The organism is Bradyrhizobium sp. UNPF46 (assembly GCF_006658625.1).
Lineage (GTDB): Bacteria > Pseudomonadota > Alphaproteobacteria > Rhizobiales > Xanthobacteraceae > Bradyrhizobium > Bradyrhizobium nitroreducens.
In genome coordinates this window covers 101,905-116,893 of the sequence record NZ_LFJB01000009.1, presented here as the reverse complement: position 1 = coordinate 116,893, position 14,989 = coordinate 101,905, and the positions used below count along the sequence as shown (strand labels likewise).

Below are 14,989 nucleotides of genomic sequence, written 5' to 3'. Positions count from 1 at the left end.
AGCAAAATGAGGGATGGAGGCAACATGAAACAGAAACTCGGATATCTCGCAGTGCCGCTGCTGATGGCGGCGGCACTCACCACGCAAGCGCGTGCCGACGGCGAGACCATCGCCGTGTTCACCAAAAACCAGACCAATCCGTTCTTCCAGACGGTGCGGGTCGGTGCCGACAACATGGCGAAGACGCTGAACGCGAAGACGCTGCAATACATCCCGACCAAGCCGGACTCGATCCCCGAGCAGCTCAGCCAGATCGAGGACGTCGTGGTGAAGAAGCCGAGCGCGATCGTGTTCACGCCTGTTGACTACAAGGCGATGGTGCCGGGTGTCGAGAAGATCAACGAGGCCAAGATCCCCGTCGTCAACATCACGGATCGCTCGGCCGGCGGCAAGTTCCTCTCCTTCGTCGGCGCCGACGATTACAGCCTGGGGCTCGAGACCGCGCGCTTCCTGCTGAAGACGCTCGACGGCAAGGGCAACATCGTCATCATCGAGGGCGTGAAGGGCTCGCTCACCAATGTCGATCGCGTCCGCGGCTTCAACGACGCGCTGAAGGAGGCGCCCGGCGCCAAGCTGCTGGCCTCGCAGCCCGGCAATTACCAGCGGCTGCAGGCGCTCCAGGTCATGGAGAACCTGATGCAGTCGAACTCGCAGATCGACGGCGTTCTCGCCGCCAACGACGCCATGGCGGTCGGCGCGATCGAGGCGCTCGACGGCGCCAACCGCAAGGCCCAGGTGATCGGCATCAACGGCACCAAGGAGGCGATCGACGCGATCAAGTCCGGCAAGCTGCTCGCCAGCGGCGACTACAACGGATTTGCGCAAGGCTGCCTCGGCACCATGATGGCGATCCGTAGCCTTCGCAACCAGCCCGTCATCGCCGAGATCGTGCTGAAGCCGACCGTCATCACCAAGGAGAACTACCAGCCGTTCGACGTGCCGCTGGAGCAGCGCACCTGCCCGACCTTCGAGGACGCCAGCAAGCTCGGCGCCAAGTAGTCCACCTATCGCACCCGGACGGTCGCCTCGGCGGCCGTCCCAAGAACGACACCAAGAAACGGAGACCACCATGCTGTTCGCCATCCATGCCCTCGACCGCAGCGGCGCGCTGCCGACGCGGCTCGCCAATTACGATGCGCACAAGGCGTTCCTGAGCGACACCTCGCGCTTCGGCGTCAAGATCGTGATGTCGGGGCCGCTCGTCTCCGACGATGGCCAGACCATGATCGGCAGCCTGTTCCTGATCGAGGCGCCGGGCCGCTCTGAAGTCGAAGCCTTCAACCGCGCCGATCCCTTTGCCGCGGCGGGCATCTGGGACAAGGTCACGATCACCGGCTTCCTGCGCCGGCAGGGTTGAGCCCGGCCCAACAAAAAATGCGAAAACAACCCCATGCACAGTAGAATGGGGTTGATTTTGCTGGCGAACTTCCGGCGTCGAATCCCCCGTTTCAACTGCCCGTCGCCGCCGTCCCGTCTTCGAGATGACAGGCCACCCACTGCTCCGGACCGGCCGAGCGCAGCGTCGGCTCCTCGACCCGGCAGCGGTCGAACACGAGCGGGCAGCGGGTGTGGAAGCGGCAACCCTTCGGCGGGTTGATCGGGCTCGGCACGTCACCCTTGAGGATGATGGGATTGCGCTGGGCGCCGGGCTCGGGCAGCGGCACCGCCGAGAGCAACGCCCTGGTGTAGGGATGCCGGGGGGCCGCAAAGATCTCGCGGCGCGGCGCCACCTCCACGATCTTGCCGAGATACATCACCGCGACGCGGTGGGTCATGTGCTCGACGATGGCGAGGTCATGGCTGATGAACAGGAGCGCGAGGCCGAATTCTCGCTGGAGATCCTGCAGAAGATTGACGATCTGCGCCTTCACGGAGACGTCGAGCGCGGAGACCGCTTCGTCGCAGACGATCAGCTCCGGTTCGGCCGCAAGTGCCCGTGCGATGCCGATGCGCTGGCGCTGGCCGCCGGAGAATTCGTGCGGCCGCCTGTTCAGCGCCTCGCGCGGCAGGCGGACGGTATCCATCAGCGCGGTGACACGGACTTCGAGATCCTCGGCGGATTTGGCGAGGCCGAAATTGCGGATCGGCTCGGCCAGGATGTCGCGCACGCGCATGCGCGGATTGAGGCTGGAGAACGGGTCCTGAAACACCACCTGCACGCGGCGTCGCATCTGGCGCATCGTGTTCGGCGCGGCATCGTCGATACGCTGGCCGTCGAGGATCACTTGCCCCGAAGTGATGTCGAACAGCCGCAGGATGGCACGACCGACCGTCGACTTGCCGCAGCCGGACTCACCGACCAGCGACAGCGTCTCGCCGCGCGCGATCTCGAACGACACGCCGTCGACCGCATAGACGAATTCGGACTTGCGCTGGAACAGGCCCTTCTTGACGGGAAAATGCTTCTTGAGGTCGTTGACCTGGAGCAGCGGAGGGCTCATGCCGCGACGGCTCCCTTGGCAGCGTAGTGACAGGCCGCGACGTGACGGGGTCCCTTCTCCTCCAGCCCCGGCGCATATTGGCGGCAGAGATCGGTCGCGAGCGCACAGCGGCCGGCAAAGACGCAGCCTGTGATCGGCTTCCTGAGGTCGGGCACCTGGCCCGGAATCTCGGCAAGCCGTCGTGCCGTGCCCGTCAGCGAGGAGCCGAGCCGCGGCACCGCACCCAGCAGGCCTTGCGTATAAGGATGGCGCGGCGAACGGAACAACTCGGCCACCGGCGCTTCCTCGACCTTGCGTCCCGCATACATCACCATGACGCGCTCGGCGATCTCGGCAACGACGCCGAGATCGTGGGTGATCAGGATGATGGCGGCGCCGACCCGGCGCTTCAGGTCCAGCATCAGCTTGAGGATCTGCGCCTGGATCGTCACGTCGAGCGCGGTGGTCGGCTCGTCAGCGATCAGAAGTTTCGGATTGCAGGCGAGCGCGATCGCGATCATGACGCGCTGGCGCATACCACCGGAGAGCTGATGCGGATATTCGCCCACCCGCCGCTTCGGCTCGGGAATGCCGACCAGCGTCAGCATCTCGACCGCATGCGCCTCGGCGGCGGCCTTGTCGAGGCCCTGATGGATCATCAGCGTCTCGCGGATCTGGCGGCCGACGGTGAGCACCGGGTTCAGGCTCGTCATCGGCTCCTGGAAGATCATCGAGATGTCGTTGCCGCGGATCGCGCGCATCTCGCGGTCGGAGAGCTCGAGGAGATCCTTGCCCGCAAAGCGGATGCTGCCCGCGATCCTACCCGGCGGCTCCGGGATCAGCCGCATCAGCGACATCGAGGTCACCGACTTGCCGCAGCCGGACTCGCCGACGATGGCGAGCGTCTCGCCTTCGTTGACATGGAAGGACACACCGTCCACCGCGCGGTTGATGCCGCTCGGCGTACGGAAATGGGTCTGGAGATTCTCGACTTCGAGCAGCGCCATCGCGATCAGCCTCGATCCATCAGAGGCAACATCACAGGCTCTTGGCCATGCGCGGATCGAGCGCATCGCGAAGGCCGTCGCCGAGCAGGTTCACGGCGAGCACGGTGACGGACAGGAACGCCGCCGGGAAGAACACGATGTAGGGCTTCACCTGCCACAGCGCGCGGCCTTCGGCCATGATGTTGCCCCAGGACGGAATGGTCGGCGGCGTGCCCGCGCCGATGAAGGACAGGATCGCCTCCGTGATCATGGCGCTGGCGCAGATATAGGTCGCCTGCACCAGCATGGGCGCGACGGTGTTCGGCAGGATGTGGCGCAGGATGATCATCGGCGTGCGCGTGCCGCAGGCCACGGCCGCATCCACATAGGGCTGCTCGCGCAGCGACAGCACCACGCTACGCACGAGGCGCGAGACGCGCGGGATTTCAGCAACGGTGATGGCGAGGATGACATTGCCGACGCTGCCGCGCGTCAAGGCCATCAGCGCGATCGCGAGCAGGATCGGCGGGATCGACATCAGCCCGTCCATGAAGCGCATCAAGATGCCGTCGGCCCAGCGGATGAAGCCGGAGACCATGCCGATGGCAAGGCCGGCCGCGGATGCGAAGATCGCGACCGACAGGCCGACCGTGAGGGAGACCCGCGCACCGAACAGCACGCGCGAATAGATGTCGCGGCCGAGCACGTCGGTCCCGAACCAGTAAAGCGCCGAGGGCGCGCGCGTCCGCTTCGCGGGTGCCAGCGCGGTCGGATCGACCGTTCCGAGATAGGGCGCGAAGACCGCGATCAGGACCAGCGTCAGCAGCAGCGCGCCGCCGATCGCGACCGTGGGGTGACCGCGCAGGAAGCCGATGAAGCCGTGCCGGATCTTGACCGGCCGAAGGATCTCCGGCAGTTGCGGCGCGAGGACGAATCCGGCCGGAAGCGATTGCGGATTGACGGTGGTGTCGGTCAATAGCGGATCCTCGGGTCAACGAGCGTATAGATAACGTCGATCATCAGATTGACGAGGACGTAAACGAAGCTGAACAGCAGCACGATGCCCTGAATGACGGGATAGTCGCGGCGCAGGATCGCGTCGATCGTGAGCCGGCCGAGACCGGGAATCGCGAACACGCTTTCGGTGACGACCGCGCCGCCGATCAGCAGCGCGATGCCGATCCCGATCACGGTCACGATCGGCACCGCCGCGTTCTTCAATGCGTGAATGAACAGGATGCCGCCCTGCCCCAGGCCCTTGGCCTTGGCGGTGCGGATATAGTCCTGCTGCAGCACTTCGAGCATGGCGGCACGCGTGATGCGCGCGACCAGCGCGATGTAGACGCAGCCGAGCGCGATCGCAGGCAGGATCAAATTCTCCAGCCACGGCCAGAAGCCCTGGGTGAGCGGCGTGTAGCCCTGCACCGGCAGCCATTCGAGCTCGAGCGCGAAGATGTAGGCGAGCATGTAGCCGACCACGAAGACGGGCAGCGAGAAGCCGAACACGGCAAAGCCCATGATGACGCGGTCGATCAGGCTGCCGGCCTTCCACGCCGCCACCACACCGAGCGGCACCGCCACCACGATCGTGAGCAGCAGCGTGACCATCATCAGCGACAGCGTCGGTCCGAGACGCTGCCCGATCATGGCGGAGACCGGCAGGTTGGTGAAGATCGAGGTGCCGAGGTCGCCGTGCAGAATGCGCCAGACCCAGCTTCCGAACTGGACCAGGAAGGGGCGGTCGAGGCCGAGGCTCTGGCGGATGCGCTCCACATCCTCCGGGCTGGCCTGGTCGCCCGCGATCACCACGGCGGGATCGCCCGGCGCGATGTAGAGCAGGCTGAACACGAACAGCGCGACGATCGCCATGACCGGCAGGGTCGCGACGATGCGACGGAGGATGTAGGAGAGCATCTGACCTCAGCGCACGATCATGCGGACTTCGATACGCCCCAGAAGAACGGCAGCGGCCCCTTGGTGATGCCGGAGACGTTCTTTCGCCATGCCGTGTAGGTCAGGAAGAACCCGGTCGGCGCGTAGACGACGTCCTCGATCGCCGCCTTGTTGACCCGCCCGATCGCGGCCTTCTCTTCGTCGATGCTCTTGGCCTCGAACCAACCCGTGATCTCCTTCTCGGTATTCGGGCTGTTGGGCCAGCCGAACCAGGCCTTGTCGCCGTTGGCGCGGATGGCGGTATAGGCGGCGGGCGTGATGCAGTCGGCGCCGGCATGCCAGCTGTGGAACATGTTCCAGCCGCCCTGCCCGGGCGGTGTCTTCTGCGCCCGGCGCGAGCCAACCGTGCCCCAATCGGTCGCGACGAAGTCGACATTCATGCCGAGCCGCTTCAGGAGATCCGCGGTGACGTCGCCTTGCGCCTTGGTGATCGGCTGGTCCTGCGCGACGAGGCAGGTCACCGGCTGACCTGAATAGCCGCTCTCGGCGAGCAGCTTCTTGGCCGCGTCGAAATCGCGCTTGCCCTTGAGGATCTCCCCGCCCAGCTCGTTGTAGACAGGCGTGTCAGGCGTGAAGAACCCCGGCAGCGGCTTCCACAGCGCGGTGTCGTCGCCGACGATCGCGCGCATGTAATCTTCCTGGCTCAGTGCCATCAGCACCGCGCGCCGTGCCCGCACGTCATTGAACGGCGCGAACAGATGGTTCATGCGGAACGAGCCGATATTGCCGAGGGGATCGCCGATGTCGACGCTGATGTTCTTGTTCTTCTTCAGCACGGGCACGAGATCGGCGATCGGGTTCTCCCACCAGTCGACCTCACCGTTCTGCAGCGCAGCCGCCGCGGTCGCCGGGTCCGGCATCACGATCCATTCCACGCGGTCGACCATGATCTGCTTGCCGCCGGCCAGCCACGATGCCTTCTCCTGGCGGGGGACGTAATCGGCGAATTTCTCGAACACGGCCTTGGCGCCGGGGACCCATTCGCCCTTGGCGAATGTCATCGGGCCCGAGCCGACATATTCGGTGATCTGCTTGAACGGGTCGGTCTTGGCGATGCGCTCGGGCATGATGAAGGAGCACGGCGCATTGTTCTTGGCCAGTGCGTAGAGCATTTTCGGGAAGGGCTGCTTCAAGACCCATTTGAAGGTGCGGTCGTCGACGGCGGTCAACTCCTGCTGGATCGCAATGATCATCAGCCCCATCGGATCGCGCGCAGCCCAGCGCGACAGGCTCGCGACGACGTCCTTGGCCAGCACCGGCTCGCCGTCATGGAACTTGAGGCCAGGGCGCAGCTTGAAGGTCCAGGTCTTGCCGTCGTCGGAGGTCTCCTCGGACTCGACCATCTGGCGCTGCGGCTGAAGCTGCGCGTCGATGCCGTAAAGCGTGTCCCAGACCAGCGCGGCCGCATTGCGCACCACATATTGCGTACCCCAGATCGGATCGAAATTGGCGAGATTGGCCTGCGGCACGAAGCGCAAGGTGCGGGCTGACGCGCCCTGCGCGATGGCCGGTGCCGAGAGGCCGGTCAACGCCAAACCGCCTGCGCCGGCCAGTCCCTTCAATACGGTCCTGCGATCCATGAAGTTCTCCCGTTATTGCCGTGATGCCGGCCATCGTTGGCCAAGAGCAGTGAAACCAGAGCTCATTCGCTTGCAAATGGTATGCCACTAAATGCGCCTTCACCAGCGCGATCTCACTGTCATTTTCGTGAGCCAGACCTCGAGGTCGGCCGGCAGCGTAGGCCGGCGAATCGACCATTGCCTTCGACAATTCCTGATGGCAGCATTGTGCGATGCATTAATGAGGTTGTCGTGGACGAGAGCGGCACGATCGGATGAAACGGCGCCAGTTCATGTCGCTCATCGGTGGAGCGGCGTTGTCACCGCTCGCCGGGATGCCTTTAACCGCAGAGCCCGGAAGTTGCGGCATCCCTGCCCCACAAGCCGATGGCTGGCCAATTGCGTCCGCCACTGAGGACGGACTCGTCGATACCGCGGCGTTGTGCAGGATGACCGACCGGCTCGCGGCGTCCGCCAATGTGCACGCCGTCCTGGTCGCGCGCGGCGGCAAGCTGGTGTTCGAGCGCTATTTGACGGGCTCCGACGAGATCAACGATCGTCCCATCGCAAACGCCACCTTCGATGCCGATACGCTGCACGACATGAAATCGGTGTCCAAGAGCGTGGCCTGCCTCGCGCTCGGGATCGCGATCGATCGCGGGCTGATCGCGAGCGTCGACGAACCGATCTTCAGCTTCTTTCCCGAGCTGTCCGACCTGCGTTCGCCAGAGAAAGACCGCATCCACCTGTCGCACGCGCTCACCATGTCGCTGGGCCTGAAATGGGTGGAGGCGACGCCGAGCACCGGCAACTACAATAATGACGAGTCGCGCATGCACATGGCCGCCGACCCCTGTCGTTATGTGCTCGGTCTTCCCGTGGTGACGCCGGCCGGACAGGATTTCTTCTACAACACCGGCGCGCTCACGCTCGTCTCGGCCATCATCCGAAAGGCCGTCGGAAAGCCGCTCGACGAATTCGCGCGCGAGGTGTTGTTCGAGCCGCTCGGCATCACCCGCTACGAATGGACGCGCGTGAAGGGCGACACCGACGCCGGAGGAGGATTGCGCCTGCGCCCGCGCGACATGGTCAAGATCGGTCAGCTCGTGCTCGCGGGCGGCCGCTGGAACGATCGTCAAATCGTGTCGCAGGCGTGGATCGACGCGTCGACGAGACCGCGGCTGGAAGCCACGGGCCCCTATTTCTACGGCTATCTGTGGTGGCTTGGCCGCTCCCTCCATGGCGGACGCGAGATCCATTGGGACGCCGCGCTCGGCCGCGGCGGGCAGTCCATCCGCGTCGTTCCCGAGCTCGATCTCGTGGTGGCTGTGACCGCAGGGTATTATCAGGACTACAGCCCGCGCGCGTTTCAGCTGCAGTCCGGCGTTTTCAAGGAGGTCTTGCGTGCGATTCCGGTGGCGGGCTGACTGGCGCGCACCAAGCGGTCAACGCGACAGAAGCAGGCGCCGCCAGCCGATGACGATTCCCGTGACGGAGAACACAAGTCCGAGCCCGCAAGGCGCGACGATCAGGATGTCGCGCAAGAGAGGACGCGCAATGAGGGTCGGAAAATCCAGCGTGTGCAGCGCGCCATACGCCCAGCGATAGGCACGACGCGAAGCATCCAGCCTCTGCAGCACAGTGCCGTCGGCGCTGTCGATATCGAACCAGACCTCGCCGCAATGCGAACGGTAGACCGGTGCACCCGGGACGGTGGATCGTGCAGGATAGTCGTCATTGCCCGCGAGAATGCCGGGAATGCCGCAATCCGCAGCAAGGCGGGTCGTCAAGCCGCGAACCTCTCGCGCGCTGAGAAATCCGCCTTGTCCCGCATCAGACGCATCTTCCGTCCTGACCAGCGCCTGCGCATCCAGCGCAAGCCGATCGCGGCGGTAGACTTCGCCGCCGGAGGCAAACCATTCGGCCTCCCGGACCGATGACGGCAGCGGCGTCTTGTTGAGCAATGATGCTGCGGCCCAATCGGGCACGGCATTCGCCGCGTCGGCTTCGGGGCCCGTCAGCTGCCCGCGCGAGAACAGCCGGCCATGATCCATCGAGAGCCAGCCGCTGAAGATCCAGCTGAGCACGAACACCATCGCCGCAAGGCCGAGGACGTGATGCAGCGCGTGCCAGCCGCGATAAGGCGTTGCGAGGCGGCCGCTCCTCATCCTGATCCGCACGATGCCGAGCACGGCCCCCAGCAGGGCCGCGATCAGGGCCAGCAGCGACAGCGTCCAGACCACGCCGTCCCACAGCGCCCAGTCGCTCCGCAGGACGGTCGGGTAGATCCAGTGCAGCACGCTGCCGACGAGATTCCAGCCGCGCTCGCTTCGCGTCGTATCCAGCACGACCTCGCCGGTGCGCGAGGAGACGTAGACCTCCGTTCCGGTCGCGTCGCCGAGCGCCACCCGAAACAAGGGTCGGTGACGGTCGAAGCCGTTAGGAACACTCCACTGGTCGAAGGCCGCGCGCGCAACGAGAGCCGCATGCGCGGCATCGAGCCCGCGTTGACGCGCATGCGCACCCGCAATCGCGAGCGCGAGATCGGCCGACCGCACCGACGCGTCCTGCCCGTCGGTCGCGCGAACCGCGCGCAGGTGCGCGGCCATCGACACGACGTAGACCGGCCCATCGCCCCGTTGGATCAGCCGCACGCGCGTCGCATCGGGGATGCCGCTCGCGGCCACGGCATCGGCAACCGCGATCCGCGCCGCCGTTGGGTCCAGCGGCGCAAGCCCGGCAAAACGTTCCGCTTCCGTGAGCGACGGGAATGGAACGAAGTGCATCACGATGCCGGTCGCGAACCACATCGCGAACAGCAGACAGAACGCGACCCCGAGCCAGCGATGCAGCAGGACGATCACGCCCATCATCTCGTCAGCACCCTACCATTTGAACGCCGCCGAGAGCTCGTAGGTGCGCGGCGCGCCCAAGAAGATCTGATCGGGATAGAACGGATCGCCCCAGATCGCATAGCGCTTGTCGGTGATGTTGCGGACGCGGAAGGTCAGGCGGGCCTGGTCGACCGCGCCAAACACCGTCTTGGGGATGTCGACGAAGGCGTAGACGTCGGCGACGGTATACGCCTTCATCGTCACCGTGTTGGCGTCGGTGTTGTAGCGGTCGCCGACATGCCGGCCGGTGATGCCGAGCTCCACCGGCCACGGCGTGAAGAACCGATACGATGCACCGGCATTGGCAACGATGCGCGGCACGTTCGGCGGCGCGTTGCCGGAGAACGAACCGCCGACGAAATTATAGTCGGCATAGCGCGCGTCGACATAGGCGATGTTGCCCCACAGCCGCAGCGGATCGATCGGCCGCACCGAGGCTGCGAGCTCGACGCCCTTGGACTCCTGCCGTCCGGCAATATTGAGCGCCTGCCCGCCGGCGGCCGCATAGACATTCTTGCGCTGGATATCATAGGCCGAGAACGACCACTCCGCCCGATTGTCCCAGAACAGGTGCTTGACGCCGGTCTCGTAGGTGCGCGACGTCGTGAGGTCCAGCGGCTGGGTCGGCAACAACAGGAAGACGTTGTTGGCGGACACGTCGGCGCCGGTCGCGTACTGGCTGAAGAAGGTGAGGCCCGGCACCGCCTCCCAGGTGTAGCCGATCCGCCCCGTCACCGGCGCCCAGTCCTTGGTGAACGGGAAGCCGGCCTTCACCGAACCGTTGACGTCAGTCGAATTGCGGTCGAGCCCGATATGCTCGACGCGCAGGCCGCCGACCAGCGCGAAGCTGCGCGTCAGCTTCAGCCGGTCCTCGAACGAGAGCGCCTCGTTGTCGATGCGTGCAGTCTGCTGCTGTGCGGTAAGCAGGCCGTAGAATCCGCGGTTGGGATCGACAAGAGAAACGGAATCCCCGGGGAAATTCGCCGCACCCGGCCTGACGAAATCGAGATAGCTCGACGACAGCGTCGTGACCAGCCGGTTGTCGAAACCTGCGATGTTCGTATCCCAGATCAGGTCGGTGATGTTGCCGACCAGGCGCTGGCTGTGCGCGACGTAGAAGCGTTCGCGATCCACCAGGTTCGTACCGGAGTTGAACGCCTCGATCTCGTTGTTGAACCAGCTGCGCTCTGCGCCATAGCCGTAGGCCTGGCTCTTCAAGGTCAGGTCGGGCGCCAGCTTCAGCTCGAAGCCGCCGCGCAGCCAGACTTCCTGGGCGACGTTGCGATTGTCGAGTACGTTGTAATTGGTGCTGAAGGTACGGTCGTCGATGGTGACCGCGCCGAGATTGGTCTTGTTGTAGTTCGAGACGTAATTGCCCGAGACGATCCCGCTCGTCGCGTGCGAGCCGCTGAAGGCGACCGGCACCAGCGGCGCACCCCAATAGGCCTTGCCGCGATCCTCGCGGTACTCGATCGCGCCCCAGACCTTGAGGCTGTCGGAGATGCGGTAGTTGAGCTGCCCGGAGACGTCGAGCGTCTTGGTATAGGTGTCGTCGACGAAGCCGTTGAGCGAGGAGCGGCTGATGTCGAAGCGATAGTCGAGACCTTGAACGTTGGTGCTGCCGCCCGAGCCGTAATGGGCGCGGAACGAGTTCAGGGAGTCATACGAGAAATCCGCCTCGTTGCGGATCGGCCCCGTGTGCGGCTGCTTGGTGACGAAGTTGATCGCACCGCCGGCGGCGCCCTCGCCCGAGATCAGCGAGGCCGGACCTTTGAGGAATTCCACGGCCTCCAGATTGGCCGTGTCCATGATCCGCGAGGTCATGTTCTGCGGGCCGATCTTGATGCCGTTGTAGAGCGTGTTGATCTGGCTGTTGGTGAAACCGCGCATCGAGAAGCCCGCCGGCTCTCCGGGCGCGTCGCCGGAGGTGACGCCGACGGCACCCTGCGCCACCTCGGACACGGTGCGATAGCCCTGCTCGCGCATGGTCTCGGCCGAGATCACCTCCACGGTCGCAGGCGTCTGGCGCACGGTCAGACCGAGGCGCGAAGCGCTTTCGGCGACCGCATTGGAGTTGAGCGGCGTCGCCGCTTGCACTTGCGACGATGCGCCCGGAACCGCAGGCCCTGGCGCGGCCGCAGCAGTTGCGGATCGGCGCGATGACGCGCGACGTGCGCTCTGCCCTTCCCGCCCGGCAGGCTTCGCCTGCTTGCGGGACTGGGCGGGCGACACCTCGATCGGCGGCAGCGGCTCCCGAGATTGCTGCGCCAGCGCGGCCGGCATATCAGCCGCAGCCAGCGTAAGGGCAGCGGAGGCGAGCAGGAAGCCGCGCGGTCGTACGATATGAATGGAAGACACGATTTTCGGACCTCGGTATGACGTCAGTGGCACGTCACAGCGAACGAGGTCTCACCACGGGCTTGTCAGCCCTCCGATGAAGCCGAATGTCTGTACTCCCCGACCGACATCTTCGCGTGTGACCACGGCTGACGGCAGGTCTCCTGGCTCGCGGGTCGATCACCGCTTCGTCGCCTTCCCGGGACCGAGGACCCAGTGGCTTGTGACGAAGGATTATCCGCTCACAGTTGCGGGGGCAGCCACGGCATTGGGGACAAATTCCCCGCACCGCATTCCCTTTTCATCCCCTCTCGGGGAAACCGTCGCGAGCATCTAGGATTACCATCACGACAGAGTCAATGTATCCCATGCGGTGTTATTGCCACAGCGGCCAACTTCCTTTGGAGAGATGAGCATGGAAGGCGAGACCTTCCTCTGGTTGATCCGGCACGCGCCGGTCGATGGCGTCAAAGGGACGATCCACGCTGCCGACGCGCCGGCCGATCTCGGCGATCGCGCGCGGCTGGAGGTGCTGCGGCAGCGCCTCCCGCAAGATGCCGCCGGTTATGCCAGCCCGTCGCGGCGCACGGTCGAGACGGCGCGCGCGCTGGGGCTCGAACCGACCCTCGTCAGCGAATTCCGCGAGCAGGATTTCGGCGACTGGACCGGCCACCGGCACGACGAGCTCGCCGCAACCGGCGGCGAGGCCTATGCACATTTCTGGAATGACCCCGCCGGCGGACGGCCGCCGGGCGGCGAGAGCTTTGCCGATCAGGTCGTGCGCGTCCGGCTGGGTCTGTCGCGGATCGAAGCTGGACCCGCCACGCTCGTCGTGCATTCCGGCACCATCCGCGCCGCGCTCTGTCTCGCGCTGGATCTCACGCCGCAGGCCGCCTTGCGCTTCGTGATCGATCCGCTGTCGCTGACCAGGATCGACCGGCTCGCGGCCGGCTGGCGCGTCGTTTCCGTCAACCAGCGCGTGGCCTGAAGCCGATCAGACAGGCCGATCAGGCACATTGGCCTGCGCGAAGGTCGCCATGCCGTTGTGGAGCGCGCAGGCCAGCCGCACCAGCGGCAGCGCGATCGCCGCGCCCGATCCCTCGCCGAGCCGGAGATCGAGGCTGATCAGCGGCTGCACGTTCAGCGCGCGCAGCACCAGCCGGTGCCCCTGCTCCGCCGATTGATGCGAGGGCAGCAGGAAAGGCTGGCACGACGGGTTGAACCGCACCGCCGCAAGCGCCGAGACCGAGACGATGAAGCCGTCGATCAGCACGGGGATGCGGCGCTGCGCAGCCGCAATGATCGCGCCGCAAATCGCCGCGATCTCGAGACCGCCGACAGCGCACAGGATTTTTTCCGGCGCAGCACCCCCGATGCCGTGACGTGCGATCGCCGCATCGATCACCCGCGCCTTGTGCGCGCGGCCGGCCGCATCGACGCCGGTGCCGCTGCCCGCGATCTCCTCGGCGCTGACGCCGAGCAGGCTCGCTGCAATCGCTGCCGAAGCGGTCGTGTTGCCGATGCCCATCTCGCCGAAGATCACGAGATCAGGCCGATTGGCTTCCGCGCGCGCAACCGCGCGCCGGCCGGCCTCGAAGGCGAACGCCAGCTCCGCAGGGTTGAGCGCGGCCTCGACGCTGAAATCGCGCGTGCCGTGGCGCGGCTTGTCGGTCACGATATCAGGCATCTCCTCCTGCGCCAGCGTGCCGGCGTCGACGACATCAAGGCTGGAGCCGAGCTCGCGCGCCAGCACCGAGATCGCGGCGCCGCCGGCGGCAAAATTCGCCATCATCGCGATGGTCACCGCTTGCGGATAGGCCGAGACGCCCTGCGCGACAATGCCGTGGTCGCCGGCGAAGACGATGATCGGCACGCGCGCGGCACGCGGCTGCTCGGTCGCCTGCAGGCCTGCGAGCTCGATCGCGAGCTGCTCGAGCCGGCCAAGCGCGCCGGTCGGCTTCGTCAGTTGCGCCTGGCGTGCAATCGCGGCGTCGCGATGGGTCGCGGAGATCGCAGGGCATTGTTGGGTAACCCAGTCAGGAAGCATGCTGCCTCGCCTCACGCGCGCGCTTGAGAATGTAGCTGTCCATGATCCAGCCATGCCGCTCGCGCGCCTCTTGCCGCGCCGCGACGATGCGCGGACCGATGTCGGCCAGCGCGCCGGACAGGATGATCTGATCTTGCATGCCGAGATAGGCGCCCCAATAGATGTGCAAGCCTTCCGGATCGAGCGACTGGAACGCCGTGCCGCCGTCGAGCATCACGACAATCGTATCGACGCCTGCCGGCCAACCGCCCTCGCGCAGGCGGCGTCCGGTCGTGACCAGAAACGGCTCGCCGATGTCGTTGAGCGGCAGCGCATGCGCCGCGCACAGCGCCTGGATCGAGGTGATGCCGGGCACAACCTCGATATTGGGCAAGGGATCGAGCCGCCGCGCGATGCGCAGCGAGGAATCGTAGAGCGAGGGGTCGCCCCAGATCAGCAGCGCGACCTTGCCCTCGCCGTCGAGATGATCCGCGATCGCTTTCGACCAGGTTGCGGCGACCGCATCGTGCCAGTCGTCCACGCCCTTGCGATAGTCCGCTTCGCCTGCGTCGCGCACCGGAAGATCGAATTCGGCGATGACAGTCTTGTCGTTGGTCAGAACATCCGCGCAGATCATGCGCCTGAGATCGGCGAGATCGGCCTTCGCCGTTCCCTTGCGCGGGATCAGGATGAGATCGGCGGCGTTGACGGCTTCGACGGCGGCGCGCGTGAGCTGGCCAGGATCGCCGCAACCGATGCCGATCAGGGAAAGCGTGAGCATCGCGGGCGCTGGGGCGGCCATGACGGCCGCCCC

The 14,989-nt window shown here is 65.8% G+C and carries 13 protein-coding genes and 1 riboswitch; of the genes, 4 read left to right on the top strand and 9 right to left on the bottom strand.

All coding sequences use genetic code 11. From position 1 onward, the window contains the following. Nucleotides 1–24 precede the first annotated feature (24 nt). On the top strand, nt 25–999 hold the full coding sequence (locus UNPF46_RS05425; RefSeq protein WP_181769798.1) for a sugar ABC transporter substrate-binding protein: 975 nt from the start codon (nt 25–27) through the stop codon (nt 997–999). A 70-nt stretch (nt 1,000–1,069) separates the two neighbouring features. Continuing rightward, nucleotides 1,070–1,357, top strand: coding sequence for a YciI family protein (locus UNPF46_RS05420; RefSeq protein ID WP_100177744.1), 288 nt, complete (start codon nt 1,070–1,072; stop codon nt 1,355–1,357). Between the two features lie 91 nt (nt 1,358–1,448). On the opposite strand, the gene UNPF46_RS05415 is transcribed toward UNPF46_RS05420, so the two are convergent. Genes UNPF46_RS05415 through UNPF46_RS05395 form a run of 5 tightly spaced genes read right to left on the bottom strand, consistent with a single transcriptional unit; the run spans nt 1,449 to nt 6,939 of the window. After that, on the bottom strand, nt 1,449–2,441 hold the full coding sequence (locus UNPF46_RS05415) for an ABC transporter ATP-binding protein (protein WP_142249329.1): 993 nt from the start codon (nt 2,439–2,441) through the stop codon (nt 1,449–1,451). Further along, complete coding sequence (locus UNPF46_RS05410) at nt 2,438–3,427, bottom strand: ABC transporter ATP-binding protein (RefSeq protein WP_174718976.1); 990 nt, start codon at nt 3,425–3,427, stop codon at nt 2,438–2,440. Before UNPF46_RS05410 ends, UNPF46_RS05415 begins: the two co-directional genes overlap by 4 nt. Nucleotides 3,428–3,458: 31 nt before the next feature. Beyond that, a complete protein-coding gene (locus UNPF46_RS05405; RefSeq protein WP_100177751.1) occupies nt 3,459–4,382 on the bottom strand; it encodes an ABC transporter permease in 924 nt (307 codons plus the stop codon). Beyond that, nucleotides 4,379–5,320 (bottom strand): ABC transporter permease, encoded by a 942-nt coding sequence (locus UNPF46_RS05400; protein ID WP_142249328.1) that lies wholly within the window; start codon nt 5,318–5,320, stop codon nt 4,379–4,381. The genes UNPF46_RS05405 and UNPF46_RS05400 overlap by 4 nt, the downstream gene beginning before the upstream one ends. Nucleotides 5,321–5,337: 17 nt before the next feature. Further along, nucleotides 5,338–6,939, bottom strand: coding sequence for an ABC transporter substrate-binding protein (locus UNPF46_RS05395; RefSeq protein ID WP_142249327.1), 1,602 nt, complete (start codon nt 6,937–6,939; stop codon nt 5,338–5,340). Between the two features lie 428 nt (nt 6,940–7,367). Here UNPF46_RS05395 and UNPF46_RS05390 point away from each other — a divergent pair, with 428 nt between their 5' ends. Continuing rightward, on the top strand, nt 7,368–8,345 hold the full coding sequence (locus UNPF46_RS05390; protein ID WP_246668602.1) for a serine hydrolase domain-containing protein: 978 nt from the start codon (nt 7,368–7,370) through the stop codon (nt 8,343–8,345). A gap of 18 nt (nt 8,346–8,363) precedes the next feature. On the opposite strand, the gene UNPF46_RS05385 is transcribed toward UNPF46_RS05390, so the two are convergent. Together UNPF46_RS05385 and UNPF46_RS37315 are read right to left on the bottom strand one after the other, a co-directional pair. Beyond that, nucleotides 8,364–9,791, bottom strand: a complete 1,428-nt coding sequence (locus UNPF46_RS05385; protein WP_142249325.1) for a PepSY domain-containing protein — start codon at nt 9,789–9,791, stop codon at nt 8,364–8,366. 12 nt (nt 9,792–9,803) lie between these two features. Continuing rightward, entirely contained in the window at nt 9,804–12,170 is a 2,367-nt protein-coding gene (locus tag UNPF46_RS37315) for a TonB-dependent receptor (RefSeq protein ID WP_181769797.1), read from the bottom strand. A gap of 116 nt (nt 12,171–12,286) precedes the next feature. Then, nucleotides 12,287–12,489, bottom strand: a riboswitch (cobalamin riboswitch). Nucleotides 12,490–12,564: 75 nt separating this feature from the next. Between UNPF46_RS37315 and UNPF46_RS05370 the strand changes: the two genes are divergently transcribed. Continuing rightward, a complete protein-coding gene (locus UNPF46_RS05370; RefSeq protein WP_142249323.1) occupies nt 12,565–13,137 on the top strand; it encodes a histidine phosphatase family protein in 573 nt (190 codons plus the stop codon). Nucleotides 13,138–13,143: 6 nt separating this feature from the next. Here UNPF46_RS05370 and cobT read toward each other — a convergent pair whose 3' ends face one another. Both cobT and cobF read right to left on the bottom strand, forming a co-directional pair. Further along, complete coding sequence (cobT, locus tag UNPF46_RS05365; RefSeq protein ID WP_142249322.1) at nt 13,144–14,196, bottom strand: nicotinate-nucleotide--dimethylbenzimidazole phosphoribosyltransferase; 1,053 nt, start codon at nt 14,194–14,196, stop codon at nt 13,144–13,146. Then, on the bottom strand, nt 14,186–14,956 hold the full coding sequence (gene cobF / locus UNPF46_RS05360) for a precorrin-6A synthase (deacetylating) (protein WP_142249378.1): 771 nt from the start codon (nt 14,954–14,956) through the stop codon (nt 14,186–14,188). Before cobF ends, cobT begins: the two co-directional genes overlap by 11 nt. Nucleotides 14,957–14,989: the final 33 nt, after the last annotated feature.

Coding starts and splice junctions, on each gene's coding strand:
- cobF (WP_142249378.1), bottom strand. CDS start 14,956: ATGCTCACGCTTTCCCTGATCGGCATCGGTTGCGGCGATCCTGGCCAG.
- UNPF46_RS05400 (WP_142249328.1), bottom strand. CDS start 5,320: ATGCTCTCCTACATCCTCCGTCGCATCGTCGCGACCCTGCCGGTCATG.
- cobT (WP_142249322.1), bottom strand. CDS start 14,196: ATGCTTCCTGACTGGGTTACCCAACAATGCCCTGCGATCTCCGCGACC.
- UNPF46_RS05410 (WP_174718976.1), bottom strand. CDS start 3,427: ATGGCGCTGCTCGAAGTCGAGAATCTCCAGACCCATTTCCGTACGCCG.
- UNPF46_RS05395 (WP_142249327.1), bottom strand. CDS start 6,939: ATGGATCGCAGGACCGTATTGAAGGGACTGGCCGGCGCAGGCGGTTTG.
- UNPF46_RS05385 (WP_142249325.1), bottom strand. CDS start 9,791: ATGATGGGCGTGATCGTCCTGCTGCATCGCTGGCTCGGGGTCGCGTTC.
- UNPF46_RS05415 (WP_142249329.1), bottom strand. CDS start 2,441: ATGAGCCCTCCGCTGCTCCAGGTCAACGACCTCAAGAAGCATTTTCCC.
- UNPF46_RS05420 (WP_100177744.1), top strand. CDS start 1,070: ATGCTGTTCGCCATCCATGCCCTCGACCGCAGCGGCGCGCTGCCGACG.
- UNPF46_RS05425 (WP_181769798.1), top strand. CDS start 25: ATGAAACAGAAACTCGGATATCTCGCAGTGCCGCTGCTGATGGCGGCG.
- UNPF46_RS05370 (WP_142249323.1), top strand. CDS start 12,565: ATGGAAGGCGAGACCTTCCTCTGGTTGATCCGGCACGCGCCGGTCGAT.
- UNPF46_RS05390 (WP_246668602.1), top strand. CDS start 7,368: ATGACCGACCGGCTCGCGGCGTCCGCCAATGTGCACGCCGTCCTGGTC.